This window comes from Gaetbulibacter jejuensis (assembly GCF_039524015.1).
In the GTDB taxonomy this organism is placed as follows: domain Bacteria; phylum Bacteroidota; class Bacteroidia; order Flavobacteriales; family Flavobacteriaceae; genus Gaetbulibacter_B; species Gaetbulibacter_B jejuensis.
This window is the reverse complement of the sequence record NZ_BAAAGF010000001.1, coordinates 788574-814612: the sequence shown is the minus strand read 5'-3', so window position 1 is coordinate 814612 and position 26039 is coordinate 788574. Positions and strand designations below refer to the sequence as shown.

Below are 26039 nucleotides of genomic sequence, written 5' to 3'. Positions count from 1 at the left end.
AGGAAAGAAAACAAAAATAACATGTGTGACTTTCATTAATTAAACAATATTTTTAAATTTAAAAAACTGAATTACAATTATTTAAAATATAAAGACTATTGAGTTAAATTATAATAAAAAGTAATATGAGTCTTTAGAGGCAAGTTCATAACTATGAAAAACAAAAAAAGCCTCAGTATTTAACTGAAGCTTTCTTGTCTTGTACAGGCGGAGAGACTCGAACTCTCACACCTCGCGGCACTAGATCCTAAGTCTAGCGTGTCTACCAATTCCACCACGCCTGCATTTATTCTCCGAAGTTTCGGGATGCAAATATAAACAATAGTTTCAATATTCAAATAACTTTATTTACTAAAAAATCGTCCTCGATTTTGTATTTTTGGGAGAATTCAAAAAAATATAACAAATGCAACATATTCAATCTTATATTGAAGAACATAAAGATCGATTTTTAAATGAGTTGATTGATTTACTCAAAATACCTTCTATTAGCGCTGACTCAGCTTATAAAAATGATGTTTTAAAAACTGCTGATGCTATTAAAACCAGCTTAGAGCTTGCTGGATGTGACCATGTAGAAGTTTGCGAAACCGAAGGTTACCCAATCGTTTATGGCGAAAAAATAATTGATAAAAACCTACCTACCGTTTTAGTGTATGGTCATTATGATGTACAACCACCAGACCCTATTGAGCTATGGACTTCACCGCCTTTTGAGCCAGTAATAAAAGCAACCGAACTTCATCCTGAAGGTGCTATTTTTGCGCGTGGAGCTTGCGATGACAAAGGCCAAATGTATATGCACGTTAAGGCTATGGAGTTTATGACTAAAACCAACCAACTACCTTGTAATGTGAAATTTATGATTGAAGGTGAAGAAGAAGTTGGTAGCGTTAACCTTTCAAAATTTGTTAAAAACAACCAGAAGAAATTAAAAAATGATGTCATTTTAATTTCTGATACAGGAATGATTGCTAAAGATGTACCTTCTATTACAACAGGCTTAAGAGGGTTAAGCTACGTAGAAGTTGAAGTTACTGGACCTAACAGAGACTTACACTCTGGTTTATATGGAGGAGCTGTTGCTAACCCAATAAATGTGTTAACCAAAATGATTGCATCTCTTCATGACGAAAACAATCATATTACCATCCCAGGATTTTATGATAAGGTTGAAAATTTATCAGATGCAGAACGTGCTGAAATGGCAAAAGCACCTTTTTCATTAGAAGACTACAAAAAAGCTTTAGATATTGATGCTGTTTATGGAGAAGAAGGATATACTACTAACGAACGCAACTCAATACGACCAACTCTTGATGTTAATGGTATTTGGGGAGGTTATACTGGAGAAGGCGCTAAAACAGTTATTGCTAGTAAAGCTTACGCCAAAATATCAATGCGTTTAGTACCTCATCAAGATTGGGAGGACATCACCCAGTTATTTAAAACTCATTTTGAAAGTATAGCTCCAGCAGGAGTAAAAGTGAAAGTGAAACCTCATCATGGTGGACAAGGCTATGTAACTCCTATCGATAGCATAGGTTATCAAGCAGCTTCAAAAGCTTATCAAGACACCTTTGGAACAACACCAATACCTCAACGTAGTGGTGGAAGTATTCCAATTGTTTCTCTTTTTGAGCAAGAACTGAAAAGTAAAACTATTTTAATGGGATTCGGTTTAAATAGTGATGCTATTCATTCACCAAACGAACATTATGGTGTGTGGAATTATTTTAAAGGCATCGAAACTATTCCTTTATTTTATAAGTATTTTACTGAGCTTTCTAAATAATAGTAATAAAAAACCGTTCAATTTCTTGAACGGTTTTTTTATGCTTTTTACAAAAAGTTACTCCTTAACAATTTTATAAGTCCCTGATTTATTAGAAGACGATACTTTTAAAAAATAAATTCCTTTAGGCAAATCTTTTGTTTTCAAAGTTGTTGAACCCTTAATTTCTGATTTATTTAAAAGCAATTTACCTCCAACATCATAAAGAGTAAATTCATAAGGCTCTTCAAAAGAAATATCGATATTGAGTTTACTTTTTACAGGATTTGGAAAAACACTTATTTCAGAATTAGAAAACGGTTCTAAACTCAACGAATTAAAACTCACACAAACACTAAACTCTGAACAACTTCCATTGGTGACTTCAACAGCATAATTACCATTTACAGTTGGTGTAAAAGTTTGCCCTGTTTCACCTGACAATGCAGTGTTTGTATCACAATTATACCATTGATATGATGCGGAAGCATCATTAGAAGTTAATGTACTTGGGCTTTGCGTAATTGTATTATCAACATCAATCAAATTTGCCTTAGTAACCATATAACCCATAATAAGCTTAGCTAATTCATGATAATACGGAAAGTTTAACGTGTTGTACCTATCATTTGAAGAATGGTAAAATGGTGTTTCGTCATTAGTTTCCCAAGATTCTCCTACTAAAACAGCTGTAAAACCTTGATTCCAAAACCTAGCATGATCACTTGCTGTTGTTCCAGGATTTACAACATTAACATTTAAAGTAAAACCATAGGTAGGATCTTCTAAAACCGCAATAATGTCATCTTTCATAGCAAGCGAATTGCCAAAATCTCTAACATCGATATCAAAATCGTTATCATCATTGCCATCATAACCCATCATATCAATGTTTAAAACGCCCAAGATATTATCACCATTTGAAGCTGCTTGAGTAGCGTAATAATTTGCACCTAGTAAGCCTATTTCTTCTTCATCCCAAAGAGCATAAACAATAGTATTATCTAAGCATTGTGTCGATAAAATACGAGCAATTTCTAGTACAGTTGCAACTCCACTAGCATTATCATCAGCACAATAATCAGCAACCGTATCATAATGCGCACAAATAATATAAATATCGTCAGGATTGGTCTTTCCCACTTGAGTTGCAATTACATTTCTACCGTTAGAGTCAAACTGTTGAGCTACTACAGTAATGTTGTCCATTTGCTCAAACCTTTGAACCAAATAGTCTGCTGCCAAATCGTTATTAGCTTGTTGCCTATTAAGAATTGTTACTGTATTTCCGTTAACAACAGTCGATTGCTCACCTGAAAATTCTCTTAAGGTGAGTTGAAGAGAGTCTAAATTAACTTCATTTATAATGTCTGAAATGTTTTGAGCACTTGTAACGAACACAAATGCAAAAACACCTAACAGACTAAAAATAAGCTTCTTCATTTTGGGGATCCGTGTAAAATTTAGTCAAATATAATAGATTTTAATAAAATAAAGCTTTGGATAATTTGGTTATCTTGTTTTTTATTCTACATTTGTAGAGTTAATTCTAAATATGTAGAATAATGAGTTTATCAAAAACCGAAGAAGATTTAATGAACCACCTGTGGAAGTTAGAAAAAGCTTTTATGAAAGATTTGCTTGATGCTTACCCAGAACCAAAACCAGCTACAACAACGGTTGCTACGCTTTTAAAACGTATGATCGATAAAGGATTTGTAGATTATAAACTCTATGGAAAGTCTAGAGAATATTTTCCTTTAGTAAAAAAGAAAGATTACTTCTCTAAGCATGTTAATGGGTTAATCAAGAACTTTTTTAATGATAGCGCAAGTCAATTTGCATCGTTTTTTACCAAAGAAACCAACTTATCAAAAAAAGAACTTGAAGACTTAAAAGCTTTAATTGATAGCGAAATAAAAAAGAAACCAAACTAAAAAACCATGTTCGATTATATTTTAAAATCATCGGCTTGCTTACTTGTTTTACTACTATTTTACAAGTTAATCTTGGAGCGTGAAAACATGCACCAGTTAAAACGTTTCTACCTATTGTTTGCAACCGTTTTAGGGTTTACTATTCCGTTTATTACCATTACAACCTATGTAGAACCAACATATACTTTAGGCACATTTCAACCTCCTTTACTAGAGCCTGTATTTTATCCTGAAACCACTCAACCTACTGAACAAAACACCAATTTTTGGCCTATACTATTATGGAGTATTTATGGAATAGGAGTGCTTTTATTTTTAGTCAAGTTTATGGTTAACCTCACAAAACTCATCGTAAAAATAAAGACCAATCCTAAACTAAAAAGCAAAAATATCATTAATGTTTTAATCAATAATCTTGAAATTCCTCACACGTTTTTAAGCTATATCTTTTTAAACAAAACCAAGTTTGAAAACAATCAAATACCAGAAGAAGTATTATTACATGAGCACACACACGCTACTCAAAAACATAGCTTAGACATATTATTTATTGAACTTTCACAAATTGTGTTTTGGTTTAATCCGATTATATACTTCTTAAAAAAAGACGTTAAACTCAACCATGAGTACTTAGCTGACCAAGCCGTATTACAACAAGGTACACAAATAAACACATACCAACATTTATTGTTGGCTTTTTCATCAACACATGGTGGTAACGAACTTACCAATGCCATTAATTATTCATCAATCAAAAAACGACTTACAGTTATGAAAACACAAACATCATCCACCAAAAAATGGATTAAAACCTTAGTGGTTTTACCACTTTTGGCAATTTTAATCTTTGGGTTTAGTAAGAAAGAAGAGGTTGTAAAAGAAGTTACACCTTTAATTACTGAAAACAATTATGAAAACAAATCATCGCAATTTTTTATTACAATTGAAAAAAATGAAAACTCAATAACCCTTAAATGTGAAAATGGTTGTAAATGGAGTAAACTACTTTTGGACACCAATACAAATCGAAGTTACACTTTTACCGATTATGGTTTTTCTGAAAGCAAAACTTTAGAAACCGACCAATTTGCCTTTACGATTGAACCTAATGAATCTGGTGTTTTTCTAAATGGGTTGAAAGGCACCGCTTGGTTAGAACTAAGCTTCTCATTATACGAAAATCAGGTTCGAGCGATCGATCAATTTGGAGTAACAAATTTAATACCATCAGGTATTGAAGAAAAAAACAAAAAAACAATAACGATGAAAGCTGTTGACAACGTACTTTTCATTGGTAACAAAAAATCTAGTATCAATACATACGTAGATGACTTAAACGAAATTACCAAAAATTGGACATTGAAGGATTTCGAACTAACAACATTCGATTTAAAAACAGAAAACTGCTCAAAAGAATTTTTGGACAAATTAAATGAATTGCATAAAAAAACCGACTATTTTTTAACTACTGTTATTGGTTCAAAATCTTTAGTTGAAAAATCTAAACTCAAAGCAAAAATCACAAAACAAGATGAAAACGAAAGAAAAATCAAAACTCTAAAAATTAACGACATTGAATGCCAAAAATGTACTATAAACTTACATAAAGAAGAAATCAAAAACATTGTTCTTTCCGATGAAGTTAAATACTTTTCAATTAAAACTGCAGGAACTCAAACTATGTTAATTAAAGGCAATAAATTGAATAGTGAAGTTGCTGAACTTTTAAAATACTCTGATGAATTTTTATTATTTAACTTTAAATACACCAATAAATATGATGAAAAAACTAATAGCGATTTCATTTTAGTTAAAGTCATTGAGTTAAAAAACAATAAAGGAGTAACTAAAGAAGAGTTAGAAGAATACAATGCCCTTGCTAAACATATCAATTCTCAAATTTCTGAGAGTGAATATCCAATTGTGAAGCATAAAGATGTTGTAAGGGTAAAGTATTTGTATAATAAAATGTATAAAGAGCAAAAAGAGTCTGCCGAAGCTTTTCCCGATTTCTCAAAGCTTCCACCTCCACCTCCACCAGCTCCAGACCCAAAAGTCAAAACAGGTTTTATAACTATAAATAATTCCACTCATTATTATGTCACTCAAAATGGAAACACTAAATATTATAACCGTTATGGACAAGAAACCAATAAAGAAGGAACTATAATCAACGACACTCAAGTTGATGGTGACAAAGTAGTTCCTGGTCAAAAAATAACAAAAGTATATAAAGACAATGAAATTGTAAGTGAGTTCAATAAAAATTGGAATCAAGACGTTCCTCCTCCACCACCTCCTCCAAAATCACCTTTAGACCATATAATTGACATGGCTAAAAAAGGCGCTGCATTTTATTATGAAGGAAAATCAATTTCTTCAGACGAAGCCATAGCTTTATTAAAAAAGAATAACGAACTTAATATTTCCACCCAACAAACTGATTCAAAACAAGCTAAAGTTTACATTACAAAAGCGCCTGTTAGCATTAAAAATTGATTCACTTAAAACTTACAATTACCTGAAGCCTTGAATTTTCAAGGCTTTTTTTGTAACAATTCAGTGTTTTTTACGTTCTAATAAACATCAACCAAAAAACCGAATCAGTTATGTTAAAAAAATTCTTCATCATTTGTTCTGGTTCTGATACTGATATTCTTGACAATTGTTCTATTGGTGAACAAAACAAATTTGCAGGTATTGGAGCTACTGTATTTTTTACTGCAGTAATGGCATTTATTGCTGCTAGTTATGCGCTTTATACCGTTTTTGATAATTATTTTACAGCTGTTGCTTTTGGTTTTATTTGGGGATTACTCATTTTTAACCTCGACCGTTTTATAGTATCAACCATTAAAAAAAGAGGTCATATTATTGATGAGCTTATACAAGCTTCTCCAAGGATAATTTTAGCAGTGATTATAGCTATAGTTATTTCTAAACCCTTGGAATTAAAAATTTTTGAAAAAGAAATCAATCAGGTGCTTTTAGAAGAAAAGAATAGCATGACACTTGCTAATCAAAATCAAATTGCTGAACAATACACTCCTGAAATTGCAGCATTAGATAACAATATTGAGTTTCTTAGAAATCAAGTCAACACCAAAGAAACAGAGGTTAATGCCCTTTACGACACCTACATTACTGAAGCTGAAGGCACAAGTGGTTCCATGAAACTAGGCAAAGGTCCTGTTTACAAAGAAAAACGTGATAAGCATGATACTGCTCTAGCGGAATTACAGCAACTAAAAGCCGATAATAAAACAAAAATCGAAGCTATTGAAGCTGAAATTACTCAGCTTAAAACCAATTACGACACACAAATTGCAACCACGCAACCTATTATTGATGGTTTTGATGGTTTAATGGCTCGTGTAAATGCTTTAGGCAAACTACCTTGGCTGCCTTCGTTTTTTATCTTTTTACTGTTTTTAGCTATTGAAACCTCTCCTATTTTTGCAAAACTATTATCACCAAAAGGCGAGTATGATTTTAAACTAGAAGATGCTGAAACTGCTGTTAAAACTTGGGTTGAACAAAAGGTTAACGAACGAAATGTTCTATTAAAAACAGATAGAGACATCAACAATAAAATCTACAGCGATATTGCTGAGGAAGACGAGTTGTATCAATACAAGCGCAAAAAAGCCCGAGAATTAATGCAACTACAAGCTGATGCCTTTTTTAAGCACCAAAAAAACGCATTATAAATTAAGCTGCTGTTTCTTTAGTTTTAAAGTGGTCGTATAACTCTTTACATCCAAAACCAATAATCGACAAGCGTTTTTGTTTTGTAATAGATTCGTTATGGAGTTTAGCTAATGCTCTTACACCATATCTATCAATGCTTTCAATGCCTTCAATACTAATGGTGATTTCATCAGACTTTTCGAATACATTTCTAAATTCATGGTGAAAAACATCTACACTAGTTCTATCGAGTACACCAGTGACTTTAAAAAAATTGTTGTAGCAAGTAATTTTAAGACTCATAAACATAATTTTATAAGGTTAAACAATAAATCTGGTGCTATTAAAATCGGGTGGGAATGGTGTAAATGTCTATAAATGAAATAAAAAACCGAAAGATTTTCGATAAACTACTTAAAAGCTAGACTAGATAAAATTACAAAGCAGAAAAGTCGACAAAACACAGGTTTAGAGTATTTTACCTACTAAAATCTTCTGTCTGGAGTAAAAATGTTAATATCTAGCGAAGTTGTATGATTTGAAATAATTTCAGACACTAACTTCCCTGTTGCTGTTCCCATACTCCAACCCATCATTGCATGACCTGTTGCAATGGTTAGGTTTTCACATTTTGATGATTTTCCTATATAAGGTAATCCATCAGGAGTTACTGGTCGTAAACCACAAGCAGCATCTTGCTTTTCTTCTTGGGTTAACTCTACATTAGGGTAAAAACGTGTTGTAGCTTGAGAAATGGCTTCAACTCGAGTGTTGTTGATTGTATTGTTAATTCCTGCTATTTCCATAGTACCTGCAAAACGTGTAAAACCATTCATAGGAGTTACTGCTACTTTAGCTTCTGTTAATATTGAAGGAATTTGTATTCCAGTAGTCTGAGTAGTATTGATTCTGTAGCCTTTTCCTGCTTGTAACAGTAATTTTAAACCTAATTTTTCACTAAGCAAATTACTCCAAGAACCAGCTGCCAAAACAAATTCATCTGCCTTTAAAGATTGCTTATTTGTTTTTATTTCTGAAATCTTTCGGTTGTCAACCGTTAAATCTTCTACTTTTTCATTTAAAAGAAATTGAACTCCTACAGTTTGCAAATATGTTTTCATTTCAACCATAAACTCATGTGGTGTAGTATGTGAATCGCATTTATAATACGTTGCACCTTTAACATTTATGTTGACGTTGGGTTCTAAAGTTTTCAGTTCTTGAAGACTAATTTCTGATGCATCTAACCCTTCTTGTTTAGCTAAATGTGCTGTTTTAACTTCTTCTTCAAGCATTTTTTCTGTTTGACACAACATTAAAAGCCCTTTCTTTTCATAATGAAATGAAAAGTTCTCAGTTTGCTTTATATCATCATACAAGTCCTGACTCAACAATGAAATAGATTTTATGGCAGGAATTGCTTTTTTAACATGATTAGCATTACACGACTTATTAAACGCTAAGACCCATTTTAGAAAATCAGATTCTAATCTTGGTTTAATATATAACGGACTTGATGAATTAAACATCCATTTCAATCCTTTTTTCATAACTCCAGGAGCAGAAAGTGGAACAATATGACTTGGTGACAAATAACCTGCATTTACATAAGAAGCTCCTGAGTCCATACCAGATTGGTCAACAACAGTTACTTGGTGACCTTCCTTTTGAAGATAATACGCAGAACATAAACCAATAATTCCGCCTCCAATTATTATACAATGCTTCATGGATTTAATGATTTAATGAAATAGTGCTTCATAAAATTAATTAATTGTTCCTGCACTTTTTCTAGCTTTAGAAACTATTTTTACAATTTCAAGCGCTTCGTTCATTAAAGGTGTAAGATGTTCAACAGAAACTAAATTAGAATCATTTAAAATTTCTAACCAAAATAAAGTCTCGTCAGCCTCTTCAACTACAATAGACATTTTCGAGAAAAATTCTTTTTTTGAACGTGAAATACAAGCAGCTCTATAATTTGCTGCAGTGGAAGTTGCAGATCGAATAAGTTGCCTACCAATAACTCTGGTTGCTTCAGTTTTCTGAATTTCATCATAAAGCAAAATAATATCGACAGCTAATTGCTTTGTTCTTTTCTTTATTGATTCTACAAATTCTGACTTTTCCATAATTACATCATTATTTCATTATTTCATTATTTCATTGTTTCATTGTTTCAGTCTTAAATCACTTGAAATCCATACGCATAAGGATCGTCTTCAGTATCTATAGTTATTGTATTATGTCCATAAATTTTTGCCCAACCTTGAATACTTGGTATTATGGCTAATTTATTATCTAAAGTTGCTTCTTTTTCAACACGTCCTATAAATTTACTACCTATAAAACTTTCGTGAATAAAATCTTCTCCAATCTTCAGTTTTCCTTTTGCATACAATTGTGCCATTCTAGCTGAAGTTCCTGTACCACAAGGGCTTCTATCTATAGCTTTATCACCATAAAACACCGCATTTCTACCTGATGAACTAGCATCAATAGGGTTTCCTGTCCACAACATGTGTGAGACATCTTTTATAGTTTCATTTTCAGGATGTATAAATTGATTTGGATATTTTTCATTAATGCGCTGTCTTACTACTTGTGAGTACTGGATAATTTTTGACGCTGAAAAATCATGAACTCCTGAAAAATTATCTTGTGGGTCAACGATAGCATAAAAATTTCCTCCGTAAGCAACATCAAACTTAATTTCACCTAATTCTGGACATTCTACAGATAAGTTTTCTGCAGCTAAATAACTTTTCACGTTAGTTAGCTTAACCCAATCTACTTTTTTACCTGTTTGTTGATATTCTATATCTACCAAACCAGCAGGAGCTTCCATTTTTATTTTTCCAGGTATTTTAGGAGTAATCAATCCCTCTTCAATAGCAATGGTAATTGTTCCTATAGTACCATGTCCACACATTGGCAAGCATCCTGAAGTTTCAATAAACAAAATAGCAAAATCATTTTCTGGATTGTGTGGTGGATATAAAATTGAACCACTCATCATGTCATGACCTCGTGGTTCAAACATTAATCCTTTTCGTATCCAGTCAAAGTCTTTTAAAAAATGCTGACGCTTTTCGCTCATTGTTTTACCAACAAGTTTTGGCCCACCTTCTTTTATAAGCCTAACAGGATTTCCGCAGGTGTGCGCATCAATGCAAACAAAAGTACTTTTACTCATTTACAAATTTTTAAACACTCTCTTTATAAGTTTTAGGAAAGTGTTATTCAATTAACAATTCTTCTATTTTTGTTTCTAACGATAATAAAACACTAAACATATTTTGTTTGACTTCAATATCTGAGAACCTTATAAATACTACACCTTCTTTTTCAAGTCGTCCCTGTCTTCTTGCATCATAAAAATATTTATGTTCGTGACTACTTCCATCAATTTCAATAGCCAAACCTATTTCATGACAATAGAAATCTACGATGTAATCCAACATAGGAACCTGTCTATGAAACTGGACTCCAAAAGCTCTGTTCTTTATATTTTGCCAAAGTAATATTTCTGACATTGTAGAATTTTTTCTTAAATGTCTAGCATATTCTCTGAGCTCAGGCTTATATGGAATTATTTTGTTAGGCATATTTCTTTTGACACTCCCCTTAATCCCCTCTCAAGAGGGGAATTCTTTTGAGTTTCCTCCCTTGAGGGAGGACTAAGGTGGGTGTTTAGTTTTCTTTTTGAATGTAGTTATTCACTCTCTCTTCAAGGATTGACAAGGTTACTGTACCTTGTTCTAAAATTATTTCATGAAATGCTCTAATATCAAACTTAGCACCTAATTCTTTTTCTGCTTTTTGACGTAGTTCTCTTATTTTCAATTCTCCAATTTTATAAGATAATGCTTGTCCTGGCCATGAAATGTATCTGTCAGTTTCAGTATTAATTTCATGTAGTGATAATGCAGTATTTGATGACATATAATCTACTACTTGCTCTCGCGTCCATCCTTTTGCATGTATTCCTGTATCAACCACCAATCGGCAAGCACGCCACATTTCGTAAGTTAATTTTCCGAATTGTTCATAAGGCGTTGTGTATATACCCATTTCATCAGCTAAATATTCTGAATACAATCCCCAACCTTCTCCATAAGCTGAGAGGTATAAATTTTTTCTAAACCTAGGAATACTGTCTCCTAATTCATTATTTAAGCTCCCTTGTAAATGATGACCAGGAACTGCCTCATGAGCTGTTAATGCTGGCAAGGTGTACAAGGTCCTACTAGGTAAATCGTAAGTATTTACCCAATAATAACCAGGATTAGTGCTTTCTTTAGAAGTGCCTATGTAACGACCACTTGTGTATTTTGGTGCAATAGCATCTGGTACTGGAGCTACACCATAAGGTTTACGAGGTAAGGTTTTGAAATATCTTGGCAACTGCGCATCAATACGTTTTGCCATATCACGAGCAATCATTAAAATTTCCTCAGGAGTTTCAGCATAAAACTGCTTGTCTGTTCTTAAAAAATGAAAGAAGTCAGCAAAGCTTCCTTCAAAATTTAACTCTTTTATGATTTGCTCCATTTCTGCTTTTATACGAGCGACTTCTTTTAATCCAATATTGTGAATATCGTCTGCTGTGTATTGTGTACTAGTTGTATAAAAGTTAATTCTATTTTGATAAAACTCATTTCCGTTTGGCGTTTCTGAAACACCTAAAGTTGTTCTAGTTTTTGGGAAATACTCGGTTTCAAAAAAAGTTTTAATGCGTTTAAATTCTGGTGTTACTTTAGTTTCAATTGCATTTTTAGCAGCTGTTAGCACTGAATCCTTTTGAGTTTCACTTAAATCTGAAGGTAAATTCTTAAAAGGTGAGTAGTAGTAACTGTCTTGGTAATTATCTACAATATTATCTTTATAAGTTGACTCATAACCTTTAAAAATAACTAGAGGTTGCGAAATCCCTTTTTCTAATCCTTCTCTTAAGTTTACCAGATGCTGATTTACAAATTCTGGAATAGCATTAAGCTTATTTAAGTAATCTTTTACTTGATTATAATTTGCAAGCGGTCTTACCTCATAAGTCAAGCTGCTATGAAAACCTGCATCAGAAAGTATTGGGTTTAAATACTCTTCAAACATGTAATAATCAATTTGGTCTTGAAGCACAAATGCTAAAAGTTTAGCTGAAATTTTATCAGTTTCGCTCAAACTACTCGTGTCAATTTTTGCTAATTCATCTAATGTTTTTTGAGCAAAATCAGCTTCGATTTTATAATATTCTTTTGTAAAAAGACCTAAAGGATATGACTTGTAATCATACCCTTCATGATCTTGATAGCTATTAATGATTTCATCTAATTTTGATGCTTTCTCAACTTGTTGATCTTTGTTGCATCCAAAGCATAGTACCAATGCAATAAGTGCAATTTGTTTTATGCGTTTCATATTTTTTCAGTGGTTTGTTTGTTATTTACTAAACGTGAAATCCCAAGTGGATTTTCATTTTTCAGTTCATCAGGAAGCAATTCATTAGGCCAATCCTGATAACTAAATGGACGTACCCAACGCTTTATAGAATGGATACCAACAGCTGTAAAACGACTATCAGTTGATGATGGATATGGACCACCATGTGTCATTGAAGGACATACCTCAACTCCTGTTGGTACACCATTAAAAATGATTCGTCCTACTCTATTTTGTAATGCAGAAACAATTTCAGGATATTGAGCAGCTTCATCATCGTGAGCAATTAATGTTCCTGTAAGCTGACCTTCTAAATTTGAAATAATAGCTTCTAATTCTTCTACAGATTCACATTCAACAACCAAAGAATATGGTCCAAACACTTCTTGGTGTAATGTTGGATTATCTATAAATACTTTTCCAGAAACCGTTGCAACTGTTTGTCTAGCATAGTTGGTTTTAACGTCTTCAGCATATTCAGCAGTTACATGCAAATTATCTTGAGTCACAGCCTTTTGTCGTTTAGCATCATAAGCCTTAATAATATTAGGATGTAGCATACAAGTAGGATCGATTTTTACAATTTCTTCAGATAATTTAATGATGAAATTGGTTAAATCATCACCTTTAATTCCTAAAATTAAACCTGGATTGGTACAAAACTGACCTGTTCCTAACGTAATAGAACTCGCATAGGTTTTTGCTAAACTCTTATAATTGTTTTTTACGGATTTTGGCAGCATCACAACAGGATTTATACTTCCCATTTCAGCAAACACAGGAATTGGCTCATCGCGTTGAGCAGCTATATCATACAATGCTCTTCCGCCATTAATACTTCCTGTGAAACCTACTGCTTTAACTCCTGAATGTTTAACCAATTGTTCACCAACTTCAATTCCGCTACTATTTAAATTTGAAAACACTCCGTTTGGCATTCCTGTTTTTTGAACTGCTTTCACTATTGCAGAAGCTACTAATTCTCCTGTTCCTGCATGCATAGGATGCGATTTTACAATAACAGGACAACCAGCAGCAAAAGCTGCAGCTGTATCACCACCAGCAGTTGAATATGCTAAGGGAAAATTACTTGCTCCAAACACCACTACTGGACCTAAAGGAATATACATTTTACGTAAATCGGGTTTTGGAGCTGGTTCTCTGTTGGGTAATGCTGTATCTATTGTAGCATCAACCCAAGAGCCTTCATTTACTAAATCGGCAAACATGCGCAATTGCATTACTGTTCTACCTCGTTCTCCTTTTGCTCTGCCTTCAGGTAATCCGGATTCTGAACAATAGGTTTTTATCAGCAAATCGTCTAGAGCTAAAATTTCATCGGCTATCGTGTTTAAAAATGCTGCTTTTTTCTCTTTTGAAATTGACCTAAATACTTTAAAAGCTTCTGTTGCGAGATGAACTGCTTCATCAATTTCTTCTGCAGTTGCCTCAGTAAACACATGCTCATTTTTTATATTGAGCTGCGGATTAAACGTGTTGTACTGCTTTGTTCCTTTGGATGATAAATTGTTTCCTATGTAGTTTTTTCCGGTTATCATATTTCTTGTTGTCATTCTGCGCTACGACGCAGAATCTATTTGTTTTACTTATGGATTCCGCATCAAGTGCGGAATGACAAAGTCTAATTTTTATTAATTCGTTTTAAATGTGCTTCAACATCTACTGGTTTAAAAACTACTTTTGTTGAAACAGGGTATTTTTTTAAAAGTTGTTTTGGTCGTATTGGTCGTTTCTCAAAACCGCCTCCACAATTAGGACACACATGCTGTAAAACGTTTTCTACACAATCCTTACAAAATGTGCATTCAAACGTGCATATCATTGCCTCCCGAGAATCATAAGGCAATGATTTATTACAATGTTCGCATGTTGGTCTTATGTCTAACATTTTTATTGTGTTAAGGATTGAGGCTTTGTTTGAGCTCTTTAACTTTTAAGGATTCCGCATTGAAGTGCGGAATAACAAAAAGGTAAAAGCGAGTGCCGAAAGCCTGACCACGCTTTTTGCGTGGGAACACCCAAATTAGTTTATAAATTTTTATAATCTGGAAGTTTTGGTCGATTTCCCAGACTCTTCTCTATGATTTTTAAAACCTGTTTGCGCTCTTCTCCATGCAATGGCAAACGAGGAGCACGTACATTTTCGGTTCCTATTTTAGTATAAACTTCAGCGAGTTTAATATTTTGTACTAATTTAGGATTTATATCTAACTCCAACAACGGCAAAAACCATCTATAAATGTCAATTGCTTCCTTAATGCGTCCTGCTTTTTGAAGTTCGTAAATTGCAACCGTTTCTGCTGGAAACGCGCAAACCAAACCAGCAATCCAGCCATCTGCTCCCATGAGTAGACTTTCTAACGCTAAGGTATCAACTCCTGTCATGATTTTTAATCGGTCACCAAATCGGTTTTTAATTCTAGTAACGTTAGAGATATCTCGCGTGGACTCTTTTACTGCTTCAATGTTATCGCACTTGAGTAATTCTTCAAACATATCTAAACTCACCTCTACCTTATAGTCAACAGGGTTATTGTAAATCATTATTGGCAATGAGGTATTATTTGCTACTGCTTTAAAGTATTCTACAGTTTCTTTATCTCCAGATTTATAGCGCATTGGAGGCAACATCATGAGTGCTTGTGCTCCATCATCTTCAGCTTTTTGAGCTGTAGCAATTGCAGCTTTGGTACTTTGCTCTGCCACATTAACCAACACAGGAACTCTTGAATTCACTAGATTTACTGTAGTTTTTGTTAGAATACGCTTTTCTTCATCTAACAATGTACTCGCTTCTCCTAAAGTTCCTCCTAAAACAATACCATGTACACCAGCTTCTAACTGAGCATTGATATTTTTTTCAAACATTTTTAAATCTAGTTCATCAGTGTCAGTAAACTTTGTGGTAACTGCTGGCATAACGCCTTCCCATTGTATACTCATAAATTACGTTTTTTTGATAGTGTAAATTTAGAGTAACAATTGACTAAAAAATTAATAAGCAGTTATCCTTAACTGATACTATATTATCCTGTTTAGTATATTTATGTTTAAATTTGAATAGTATTTAATTATAAAAATTCTTTTATAGAACTAAAAAAGCTGTTTTTAATGCGAGTATTACCTTTTAAAATTCCTAAACCTGAAAAAGATGCTTTTGTCTATCAAGTTGATAACGCAGCTATTTTTTATGATAAGCTACATCAACACGAAGAAATACAAATGAGTTTTATTGTTGAAGGTGAAGGCACTTTACTAGTTGGCGATACAATTAACTACTATTCTAAAGGTGACATACTTATTATTGGCAGCAACTTGCCTCATGTGTTTAAAAGCGATGACAGTACATGTAACACATCACACATGCTAACATTATTTTTTACCAAAAAGACTTTTGGAAGCTCTTTTTTTCAGCTTGAAGAACTGAAAGAGGTTCAACCTTTTTTTAAAAGAGCAACTCACGGATTTAAACTTACATCTAAACAAAAACTAGCAAGTGAACTGTTTTTTAAATTAGAAAATGCTTCAAAATTAAACCGACTGATAATCTTACTTCAGCTTTTAAAACTGACGTCTTCAGCAAACTATAAAAGTTTATCTTCTTTTATATATGACAAAAAATATACTGATAATGAAGGTGCGAGAATGCGAAATGTTTTTGAGTATACTATGAATCATTTTCATGAAAATATTACACTTGAAACGATTTCAGAAATTGCAGCAATGACCAAAAACGCATTTTGTAAATACTTTAAAAAACGTACCAATAAAACTTATATTCAATTTTTAAATGAGCTAAGAATTGAGCATGCCTGTAAACAATTAATTTTAGATAAAGAAATTACTATTGCTCAAATAGCTGAACACTGCGGATTTAATAATATGTCCAATTTCAACAGACAGTTCAAATCTGTTAAAGGCATGACGCCTTATGGTTTTAGACAAACAAGCTGAAATGAAAAACAAACACACTTATTTAATACTAACTATCGCGTTACTCATTACAATTTATGGTGTAGTAAGCGGTAAATTTTTCTTCTTGTTTATCTTTTTGCCCTTAGGTTTAGGGCTTTTCAGTAGAAAGAGAAAGGATGATTAAAGCTTTTTTACATACTCGGTAACAATAACTATTTGTTGTCCGTCAACTTTTCCTTCAATATAAGTGGCATTTTCATGATCTAAACGAATGTTGCGAACAGCTGTTCCTTGTTTAGCTACCATACTTGAGCCTTTTACTTTAAGGTCTTTAATAAGCACTACAGAATCACCATGTTCCAATATTACACCATTGGAGTCTCTATGAATAATTTTTTCGCTGTCGTCTTTATGCTCGCCTGTTTCTTTTGCAAATGCCATTGTTTCGTCATCTAGATACATCATATCTAGTAAGTCTTGTGGCCAACCTTCTTTACGAAGTCTTTGTAACATTCTCCAAGCCATTACTTGTACTGCTTTGTGCTCGCTCCACATGCTGTCGTTTAAACAACGCCAGTGGTTAGCATCCATATCTTCATTGCCTTCAATTTGATTAAAACAGGTTTCGCATGCAAGAATACTTGTATCTACAGTTTCATTTAATGCTGGCGGAATATTGTATTGTTTTAAACCTGTTTTTGAACCACAAAGTTCACAGCTGGTATTGCTTCTTTCTTGTAATGTTTGTAAAACGCTCATGTTATAGAATATTATTTTGCAATAATAAAACAAATAATGGTTTTACGAGTTTGAAAATTTGAGTAATAACTTAGTTTAACTCAAAGTTTACTTTTTCTAGTTTAATATCTTTTTTAGACGATTTCCCTCTATACACCCAAGCTATTTGAGCTAACTGCATTACAATTTTTACAGAATCTTTCATTGATAGTTTAGAACCATCTGCGTGTATCCATCTTTTTAATGGCTGCTCACAAAGCAATGCCTTTGCTTGTTTTAAGCCAAAGTGTTGACTCATTCTTTTAAAGATTTCTACATCAAAAATCCATTGTGTAACAAACTTATCTTTAAAGGCTACTTCTATAACATCTTTACTAAATATTTTAGCTCCACATTGTGTGTCTTTAAAATCCATTTTTAAAATCTTTCTGATTATAAAATTGATTGTTAAGCTTATTATTTTACGAGCAGACTCTTTGGTAATATTAGCTCCCATTCTAGATATTCTAGAACCGCTTACAATTTTAAAATTTGAAGTTTCAATCGTTTTTACTAAATCGTCAAAATCTGATAAATCTGTAGACAAATCGGCATCTAAAAACCCTATGTAATCTAAATCGGCTTTTTTTGCCATGTGTAACATACCTAATCTTACAGCTTCTGCTTTTCCGCCATTTTTCTCACAGTCATACACCGTTATAAAGTCTTCTCTTCCTTTTTGAAGCTCTTTTAAAACCTTAAGAGTATTGTCTTTGCTTCCGTCGTTTACAAAGCAAAGGTGGTATCCTGAATTCTTATCTATATAGCTTAAAAACTCATCACTTAACAAACGCTCTTCTTCATTATAACAAGGGATTACAACACCTACGCAACGTTGTTGAATCATAACATCACTTTTTTCTACAGCTGATACAACTTTTGGTGCACCTATTAATCGTTTTACACGAGCGCTGATTTCGTTTAAGCTTAAAGGTTTTTTCATGTAGTCATCTATTCCTAATTCAAAACCTTCAGTTATTGTTTCATCTTTAGTGTCTCCAGACAATACCATGATTGGTGTTTGTGCTTTTTTAGTAATTCTTATGTGTTTTACAACATCTAATCCAGAAATATCTGGCATATTTACATCTACAATTACTAAATCTGGCTGGTATGAATTGTATGTTTCAATTCCATCTTTACCTTTAGTTTCAATTTTTACATCGTAACCTAATTCTATTAATCTTTTTTGAAGTGGTAATAACACTAATTGTTGATCATCTATTGCTAAAACTTTCATAATGAATTATTTTTAATTGTTTTTGATACTCCAAAAGTACTCTCAAAGACGCTCTAAAAAGATAATTTTAGTTTAACCTATATTTTAGTGTCGACGAATGGTAGATTGCTGTAGATGATTAAAAAATGAACCACTATCTAATTTATTTATCTTTACATTGTTGAAATGTTTAACCCTAAATGAAAGAAACTTCAAACAAATATTTAATTACTGCGCTCTTACTTGGTTTAGCGTTTCATGGTAGTTCTATCTTTTTTACATTAGAGACTACGTATGATGCATTAATTCATTTGTTTTTTGCTGATCATTATGCTAACAGTTGGTTTGAACCCTGGAATTATAAATGGTATACTGGCTTTACCGTACAAAGTTATCCGCCATTAGTTCACCAAAGTATAGCGTTACTCTCTTTGATTGGTGGTTTAAAATTTGGTCTATTTAGTGTCGCGCTTATTGCTATTGTTCTTTTCATAACTGGTGCTTATAGGTTTTCATTAATGATGACTGGAAACAAAACCGTTGCAGGATACGCATCAGTTTTGGCTGTGTTCTCCTCTTCGTTTGTTGAAACGCTACATATTTTTGGGCAACTACCAAGCATTGTTGGTATTTCAGTTTTAATGCATGCCTTACCAGAAATATACTTATGGCTTAAAACTGGTAAGAAATGGTATTTAGCAACCTCTTTATCATTGATTGCTGTTACTGTTACGTCTCATCATGTGACACCTATTTTTGGGATGGTCTTTTTTATATTTCCTTTGATAGGTATGGTGCTTATGGATGTTTCAAAAGAGCAAGTTGGCACCATGAAAGCTGTTACTTTTAAAGTATTTTTAAGTCGCTTTTTTAAGCTTTTTAAACGCATTGTTGTTTTTGGTGGCTGTTCTTTAGTGCTTATTGTTGGTTGTATATTTCCTTATTGGTTAAACTCAAAAGCAAACCCGATTACACAAGTCCCTATTCCGCATGGTTCTAGAGATAATTTTCTTGAGATTACATCTTCTGGTTTAGTTTTCTTTTTAATTCCTTGGGGCGTTTTACTTATTCTACTTCCTTACATTTTTTACAGATATTACAGTAAGCGTTATTTGTTTTTTGGGTTATCCATAACAATATTAACCGTTTTAGGAACTGGAGGCACAACACCTATCCCTAGAAAAATGCTTGGTGAAACTGCTTTCAATATTTTAACGTTAGATAGATTTACACTTTGGGCATCTATTATGTCTATACCTATGCTTGGTGAATTTGCCTACCGACTTGTTGAAGGCGATTTAAAAGTTAGAATTCAATCACGATTTGGTGCTATTTACCATCGTATTATTGGTGGTATCCTTGCTGGTTTATTTGTTTTTATGGTTGTATTCACAATGAGTTTAGGCTATTTTAGACCATCACAACCGCAAAAAATAAAAATGCTTCCTATTGTGAATTTCTTGAACCAGGATGATCATGATAAGTGGCGATTTTTAACACTTGGTTTTGGTGACCAAATGGCTTGGTTAAGTGCACAAACCAATGCTATGACTGTAGATGGCAATTACCATTCAGCAAGACGATTACCCGAACTTACCACTCGACCTATAGAGCGTTTAGAAAACTCAAAATTTAAAGGTGTTGCAGGTATTGGTTCTTTACAGCAGTTTTTAACCACACCTGAAAAATATAATCTTAAGTATATTTTTTCTAACGACAAGTTTTACGACCCTATTCTTTACTTCTGTGGTTGGCAACGTTTACGTCAGTTAGAAAATGGCATTATGGTTTGGGAACGTTTAAACATTCCTCCTGTTTCTTCTATTTTACCAAAAGATGATGTTGCTAAATGGCTAAAAATACATTGGGGAATTATGCCTTTTTTAACGGTTTTAATTGCTTTTGTTTTAAACATTCAAATGCTATGGGTTAATATGCTTAAAACACGTTTTAAACCAATTCCTGATTTTTTAAAATATCCAGTAAACTATTCGCACTTTTCTAAAAACCTGCTACGCATAACGCACGTTTGGTCTTTTATTTTAGCTATTGCTGTGTTTTATGGTATTTATCTTTTTTACTTAAAAAACGATTCGCAACGCAGTCCTGAAAATGCTATTATTGCTTATTATGATGCTTTAGATTTTAAAGAGTTTGAAAAAGCTCATAGTTTAATCAACCCAAATAGCAATATTGATATTGCGCAATACATGCTAGAAATTTCTGTTACCGACGGTTTGTTAAGCAGCTATGCTAAAATGGATGCGATTACTACTGAAATCACAAAGCACAATGACAGTGTTGCTTCTGCAAAAGTAACGAGTCAATGGATTACACCTCTTGAAAAAATTGAAAAGGTCGATTACAAATCCCTTTTAAAAATTAAAGGCAATTGGTTTTTACAACCAGACGAATTAAATAACGACTTGCCACCAGACCAACTGTATTCAAATAATACCACACAATATTTCAACCAAGGAAGAAGACGTATCACGACAGAGCAAACGCATCATGAAGACATTTTAAAACAACCTGTTTTAGAAGTTGTTTCGGCTAAATTGGTAAAACATAATAATAGCTATGCTATTGTTGGCGAAGTACAAAATATTGATAATGTTCCTGCTGATGTCACCTTAAAAGGCACACTTTACAACGATGCCAATAAACAACTAGCCACTTACAATGCTAAATATCATGTAAAGCATAAATTAATGCCTAAAGAATCTAGTAGCTTTAGAATAAACTTTGAAGGTATTGCATGGTCTAAAACGCAAGACTCCATACCAGACACTTTTAATCCTGACGAATTTACTCCAGTTGAATTTGAAGAACAACCAACTAAATTCAACTTGCAAGTAGCTGGAAATGTTTCTGGTTCTGATTTATATAAAAATGTGGTATTAAGTGACATTCACACTACTAACAGCTCAATTAATGGCAATCTTTTTAATAGTGGCATTCAAGAAATAACCATACCACAATTACTTATTACCTATTACAATGCAAATAAAGAAATGGTTTGGGTTGATCACTTATTTATAAAAGAAGGCATTAGACAACAGCGCAAACAAGATTTTAAATATGATATTTTAAACAATGAAACTATAGCTGTAATTTCTGAAAACATGGAAAACATTTATGTCAATGGTTTACCTAACAAAGCCATTGCTTCAAAAATTATATCAAACAGAATACAAAATCATACTGCCGCACAATTACAACCTATTGAGCATCCTGATTTTAGTTATATAAAAATTGAAATTAACACCTATATAGGAAACCCTAATTAATGCAAATAAAAGGCACATACTTGTTTATTTTATGCTTGATGTTTTTATCATCGTTTTTTGTTGTTCAGCAACAAGAATCAATAAAAGACATAAAACTTCTAACTACCAAAACACAGTTTGAAGTTGGTAATGCTATTACATTAAAATTTTCTGGTAACGAAACCTCAACACCTTTACTTTACTGTTCTAGCAGTTATGGTTCCACATTAATTTCGGGTACAACAACTGATAACACTTTAGCTTATACTATTCCAGAAGCAATTTCAAATAAAACAGGCGTTGTAAACTGGAAGCTTGTTAACGACAGTACGTTGCTTTCAGGAAAGTTTAATATCAATCCAAAAGCTGAAGTTGCCACTATGGAAACCTATATTGGTCCGCCAAGTATTGAAGCTGGCGGAACAGATTACACCATGCTTGTAGTAATACCAACAGATTCACTTGACAATCCTGTTCCTTCAAACACACAGGTTAATGCAAAACATCAATTTTTAGCATCAGAAGATACTAGTGCTATTTTCACAAATAACTTAATTGCTTATAAAAACATTTATTCTAAAACTGAACATGGCAGAATGCTTATTTCTTCTGAAAGTTTAGGCACAAACTCTAAAGAGTTTACCATTAATGTTACTGCTGCAATACCTTCAAATTTCAATATTTATTCAAAACGTCCTCATGAATATGCCGACGGAAATCAAATAACAACTTTTTCAACATCAATTATAAAAGACCGATTTAACAACACTGTGAGCGACGGTACATTTGTAACTTTTATTATTACAAATAGTCAAGGAAATATTTTAAAAACCTCCGGAACAACTATTGAAGGTGTTGCTACTGCAAAAATGATTCATCCTGATTATAGTGACAATTGGGTAGTTAAAGCCTTTATTGATGGTATGGCTGAAAGTGATGAAATTACCATAAACTACAAGCAAGCAATAGATGACTTTGATGTTGCTTTTTCAAAAAACAACCGAACTATAAACGTTGGTCCTTTACAAAGTTTCATGCAACAAATGATTCCTGACGGCTTGCAGGTAACGCTTCATATTTACAAAAACAATGCACTTATTCAGTCTGAAATAAAAACATCTTATAATGGTTTTGTAAGTTTTAATATTAACGAAAACATTTACCTTAAAGGACAATATGACTTTACGGTTATAGCTGCTGGCATAGAAAAAAGCTTTAAAAACAAAACACTATGGTAAGCCTCAATAAAAACATATTACGTGCTGCACTTTTGACTTCGTATATAGTAATTATTGCGTTGATTATTTTTGGCGTGAGCGCTTTATACAGCTACTTAAATACAGGTGCTGACAGAAGTGCAATGCTACATACAGAAATAAAAAAGATAGATCAATATTTACCTAAAGTACATTGGCAATCTACAAATAACGAAGGTAGACCCATTGATAGTGAAAACCTAAAAGCAATTCAAAATGATTATTTAGATGCGTGGTATGTTAGGCATGTTGCTTATAAAACCAACACAAAAAATGGCATAGAAGATTATTTTACTGATAGTGCAAGAGAAAATATATACCAATTTATTGCACTAAACAGTTCTAAAAACATCACTGTAGAATCTACTACTTTAAGTCACAATATCACATTAGAGTTTTTTAGTGAAGATGGACAACTAGCAGTAATCACTGATCGTGATGTACAGGAATACAAACGTGTATTTCAAAACAAAAAACAACTTCTAGAAACCAAAGAAGTTTCTACCTACAAAGTGGTTTTACTTTTAGAAGATGGTTTTTGGCGTGTTAGACATTTTATAAAAGAAACAACTAATGCAGACAATACAGCTCCAAAATCTGTTTCAGTTAGTCCTTTGAGCATAAAAGGAATAAACTATTATCCGCAAGCAAATCCTTGGAATATGTTTGGTGATAGCTTTTCTAAAGACACTATTAGCAAAGACTTTAAAATTATAAAAGATGCTGGATTAAATTCGGTTAGAATTTTTGTGCAATATGATGATTTTGGTAAAGCCAATGTAAACCCTGAAAAGCTAAACAAACTACAACAAACTCTGGATGCTGCTGAAGAAAACAAGCTAAAAGTTGTTGTAACATTATTTGATTTTTATGGTGATTACTCTGTACTAAATTGGACCTTAAATCAGCGACATGCTGAAACTATTGTAAACGCACTAAAAAACCATAACGCTTTACTTGCTTGGGACATTAAAAACGAACCTAATTTAGATTTTGAATCTAGAGGGAAAGATAATGTTATTGCTTGGTTAGATAACATGATTGATTTGGTAAAATCTGTTGATAGCATTCATCCTGTTACCATTGGTTGGTCAAACACCAAAAGCGCTACTATATTAAAAGATGATGTTGATATAGTTTCGTTTCATTATTACGAAGATTTAGACAATTTAGACACCGAAATTAAAACGCTAAAATCTAAAACAGATAAACCATTAGTGCTACAAGAATTTGGATTATCATCTTATTCTGGGTTTTGGAATCCGTTTGGCGCTTCAGAAGAAGACCAAGCTAATTATCATAAAAAAGCCCAAAGCATCATTGCAAAAAACAATTTACAATTTATGTCTTGGACCTTATACGACTTTGATAAAATACCAAAGGAAGTCGTTGGTAGACTTCCTTGGCTCAAAAACACTCAAAAACAATTTGGTTTCATTAATAAAAATAATACCAAAAAACTTTCTTTTAAATATATTTCTAGAGAATAATTTCTGAAGTACTTACTTCTCCTCTATTGATTTTTCTGTCTATAATTTGCTCAAAATTATTTAGGTACATATCAGCTATTGTTGACATAGGAAATGCTGTAGCTGCTTTATAATTAGCTTGTCCTAACTGCTCTCTATAGTTATCGTTTACCACAATTGCCTCAATAGCATTTGCTAAACTCTCTACAGATGTTGGCTCAAAAAACTCACCTTGGTATCCTTCATCTTTTACTAATAATGCTAAGTCTCCTAAATCTGGCATTACAACAGCCTTTCCATAACTTCCTGCTTGGTGTAAGACACCAGAGCTTCCTGTTGTAGATGTATACGGGAACACAACCACTGCACTTTCATTAAAAATTACTGGTACATCTTCTTCTTCAACATAACCTGTAAATCTTACTTGTGGCACATGCTTATAATCTTCTTGAACTTTAGCTAAATATCCTGGTACGTTAGGGTTATCTGTTCCTGCAATAACTACTTCTAAATCTAATCCTGTACGTTCTCTTACAAGCTCTACAGCTTCAATCATACCTTCAACTTTTTTGTAAGTTCCAAACTTACCAAAGGTCATAATTTGCATTGGTCCTTCAGGGATTTGATAATTTGGTTCTTCAGCTACTTCAAAAGTACCATGAGGAATTAATGTTACATTTTTAGCATTGTACTTGCTTTCTAAAATGTCAACATATTTTTGCATTGTTACAGCAACAGTATCTGCTTGGAGTATTAATCGTGTTAATGTACTTCCTATAAAACCATACACTTTTTGCATTATTTTATTAGAGGTAAAACCTGCATTTCCTAAGTCTACTTCTTCTAAAATGTTATGTAATAATACAATGTTTGGAATACGTTTCAATCTGCAAACTAATGGCAACATTAATCCTAAAGCTGCTGCTACTTTTTTATCTCCAAATTTCATAAATTGTAAATTGAACAATACTGAATCTGGCTTAGTGTCGTTGATTGCTTTAGTTACTGAAACAATGTTTTTATAACTATTGAATTTCCAGCATTCTTTTACAGTAATTTTACAACCTGCTTCGGTAAATTCTAAGTCTTTTTCTCCTTCTGTTTTATCAGTTAATAATATTAATTCAGTTACATTTTCTTTTTGTCTAAACTGCTTTACTAAATGATATGCATATTCGTTTAAAGTAACTTTACTTGGTGGATATGCTGTTACAATTGCTAGTTTCATAAGGTTAAGTTTTTGATGTTTTTGTTGTGTTTTAATTATAGTACA

Annotated in this window: 21 protein-coding genes and 1 tRNA gene; 8 read left to right on the top strand and 14 right to left on the bottom strand. The window is 32.7% G+C overall.

Annotated elements, in window-relative coordinates; all coding sequences use genetic code 11:
• Positions 1-202: 202 nt before the first annotated feature.
• A tRNA-Leu gene (locus tag ABD011_RS03665) sits at positions 203-284 on the bottom strand.
• Positions 285-406: 122 nt separating this feature from the next.
• Between ABD011_RS03665 and ABD011_RS03660 the strand changes: the two genes are divergently transcribed.
• The gene (locus ABD011_RS03660; RefSeq protein ID WP_343795862.1) at positions 407-1795 is read left to right on the top strand and encodes a dipeptidase; all 1389 of its coding nucleotides are present in this window, start codon (positions 407-409) and stop codon (positions 1793-1795) included.
• 57 nt (positions 1796-1852) lie between these two features.
• On the opposite strand, the gene ABD011_RS03655 is transcribed toward ABD011_RS03660, so the two are convergent.
• Positions 1853-3217, bottom strand: a complete 1365-nt coding sequence (locus tag ABD011_RS03655; protein ID WP_343795860.1) for a M28 family peptidase — start codon at positions 3215-3217, stop codon at positions 1853-1855.
• Between the two features lie 122 nt (positions 3218-3339).
• Here ABD011_RS03655 and ABD011_RS03650 point away from each other — a divergent pair, with 122 nt between their 5' ends.
• The 3 genes from ABD011_RS03650 to ABD011_RS03640 all read left to right on the top strand — a co-directional run bounded on the left by ABD011_RS03650 (position 3340) and on the right by ABD011_RS03640 (position 7421).
• Positions 3340-3711 carry a BlaI/MecI/CopY family transcriptional regulator gene (locus ABD011_RS03650; RefSeq protein WP_129759462.1) on the top strand — a complete coding sequence of 124 codons (372 nt, stop codon included), beginning with the start codon at positions 3340-3342 and terminating at the stop codon, positions 3709-3711.
• A 6-nt stretch (positions 3712-3717) separates the two neighbouring features.
• On the top strand, positions 3718-6210 hold the full coding sequence (locus tag ABD011_RS03645; protein WP_343795857.1) for a M56 family metallopeptidase: 2493 nt from the start codon (positions 3718-3720) through the stop codon (positions 6208-6210).
• A gap of 110 nt (positions 6211-6320) precedes the next feature.
• The gene (locus ABD011_RS03640; RefSeq protein WP_343795856.1) at positions 6321-7421 is read left to right on the top strand and encodes a DUF4407 domain-containing protein; all 1101 of its coding nucleotides are present in this window, start codon (positions 6321-6323) and stop codon (positions 7419-7421) included.
• Position 7422: 1 nt separating this feature from the next.
• Here the strand turns inward: ABD011_RS03640 and ABD011_RS03635 are convergent, their stop codons facing one another.
• The 9 genes from ABD011_RS03635 to ABD011_RS03595 form a co-directional block, all read right to left on the bottom strand.
• Positions 7423-7704 carry an STAS domain-containing protein gene (locus tag ABD011_RS03635; protein ID WP_129759465.1) on the bottom strand — a complete coding sequence of 94 codons (282 nt, stop codon included), beginning with the start codon at positions 7702-7704 and terminating at the stop codon, positions 7423-7425.
• A gap of 182 nt (positions 7705-7886) precedes the next feature.
• The gene (locus ABD011_RS03630; protein WP_343795853.1) at positions 7887-9131 is read right to left on the bottom strand and encodes an NAD(P)/FAD-dependent oxidoreductase; all 1245 of its coding nucleotides are present in this window, start codon (positions 9129-9131) and stop codon (positions 7887-7889) included.
• Positions 9132-9167: 36 nt separating this feature from the next.
• Positions 9168-9533 (bottom strand): four helix bundle protein, encoded by a 366-nt coding sequence (locus ABD011_RS03625; protein WP_262732228.1) that lies wholly within the window; start codon positions 9531-9533, stop codon positions 9168-9170.
• A gap of 53 nt (positions 9534-9586) precedes the next feature.
• Positions 9587-10597, bottom strand: a complete 1011-nt coding sequence (locus ABD011_RS03620) for a 4-hydroxyproline epimerase (RefSeq protein WP_343795851.1) — start codon at positions 10595-10597, stop codon at positions 9587-9589.
• A 43-nt stretch (positions 10598-10640) separates the two neighbouring features.
• The gene (locus ABD011_RS03615; RefSeq protein ID WP_343795849.1) at positions 10641-11009 is read right to left on the bottom strand and encodes an endonuclease domain-containing protein; all 369 of its coding nucleotides are present in this window, start codon (positions 11007-11009) and stop codon (positions 10641-10643) included.
• 85 nt (positions 11010-11094) lie between these two features.
• A complete protein-coding gene (locus ABD011_RS03610) occupies positions 11095-12819 on the bottom strand; it encodes a DUF885 domain-containing protein (protein ID WP_343795847.1) in 1725 nt (574 codons plus the stop codon).
• Positions 12816-14399, bottom strand: a complete 1584-nt coding sequence (locus ABD011_RS03605; protein ID WP_343795845.1) for an aldehyde dehydrogenase (NADP(+)) — start codon at positions 14397-14399, stop codon at positions 12816-12818. Before ABD011_RS03605 ends, ABD011_RS03610 begins: the two co-directional genes overlap by 4 nt.
• 83 nt (positions 14400-14482) lie before the next feature.
• Positions 14483-14749 (bottom strand): DUF1272 domain-containing protein, encoded by a 267-nt coding sequence (locus tag ABD011_RS03600; RefSeq protein ID WP_343795843.1) that lies wholly within the window; start codon positions 14747-14749, stop codon positions 14483-14485.
• Between the two features lie 140 nt (positions 14750-14889).
• On the bottom strand, positions 14890-15804 hold the full coding sequence (locus tag ABD011_RS03595; RefSeq protein ID WP_343795841.1) for a dihydrodipicolinate synthase family protein: 915 nt from the start codon (positions 15802-15804) through the stop codon (positions 14890-14892).
• Positions 15805-15972: 168 nt separating this feature from the next.
• On the opposite strand from ABD011_RS03595, the gene ABD011_RS03590 reads away from it, so the two are divergent.
• Positions 15973-16815 carry an AraC family transcriptional regulator gene (locus ABD011_RS03590; RefSeq protein WP_343795839.1) on the top strand — a complete coding sequence of 281 codons (843 nt, stop codon included), beginning with the start codon at positions 15973-15975 and terminating at the stop codon, positions 16813-16815.
• Positions 16816-16956: 141 nt separating this feature from the next.
• On the opposite strand, the gene ABD011_RS03585 is transcribed toward ABD011_RS03590, so the two are convergent.
• Both ABD011_RS03585 and ABD011_RS03580 read right to left on the bottom strand, forming a co-directional pair.
• Complete coding sequence (locus ABD011_RS03585) at positions 16957-17535, bottom strand: PhnA domain-containing protein (RefSeq protein ID WP_262732235.1); 579 nt, start codon at positions 17533-17535, stop codon at positions 16957-16959.
• Positions 17536-17605: 70 nt separating this feature from the next.
• Positions 17606-18793 carry a response regulator gene (locus ABD011_RS03580; RefSeq protein ID WP_343795837.1) on the bottom strand — a complete coding sequence of 396 codons (1188 nt, stop codon included), beginning with the start codon at positions 18791-18793 and terminating at the stop codon, positions 17606-17608.
• Between the two features lie 179 nt (positions 18794-18972).
• Here ABD011_RS03580 and ABD011_RS03575 point away from each other — a divergent pair, with 179 nt between their 5' ends.
• From ABD011_RS03575 to ABD011_RS03565, 3 genes are read left to right on the top strand one after another with little or no spacing between them, the layout of a single operon-like run.
• Positions 18973-22062, top strand: a complete 3090-nt coding sequence (locus ABD011_RS03575) for a hypothetical protein (protein WP_343795835.1) — start codon at positions 18973-18975, stop codon at positions 22060-22062.
• Positions 22062-23279: a hypothetical protein gene (locus ABD011_RS03570; RefSeq protein WP_343795834.1), complete on the top strand. Its 1218-nt coding sequence runs from the start codon at positions 22062-22064 to the stop codon at positions 23277-23279. Before ABD011_RS03575 ends, ABD011_RS03570 begins: the two co-directional genes overlap by 1 nt.
• Positions 23273-24787, top strand: coding sequence for a glycoside hydrolase family 2 TIM barrel-domain containing protein (locus tag ABD011_RS03565; RefSeq protein WP_343795832.1), 1515 nt, complete (start codon positions 23273-23275; stop codon positions 24785-24787). Before ABD011_RS03570 ends, ABD011_RS03565 begins: the two co-directional genes overlap by 7 nt.
• On the opposite strand, the gene ABD011_RS03560 is transcribed toward ABD011_RS03565, so the two are convergent.
• On the bottom strand, positions 24777-25994 hold the full coding sequence (locus ABD011_RS03560) for a glycosyltransferase (RefSeq protein WP_343795830.1): 1218 nt from the start codon (positions 25992-25994) through the stop codon (positions 24777-24779). The two genes, ABD011_RS03565 and ABD011_RS03560, sit on opposite strands and share 11 nt — an antisense overlap.
• Positions 25995-26039: the final 45 nt, after the last annotated feature.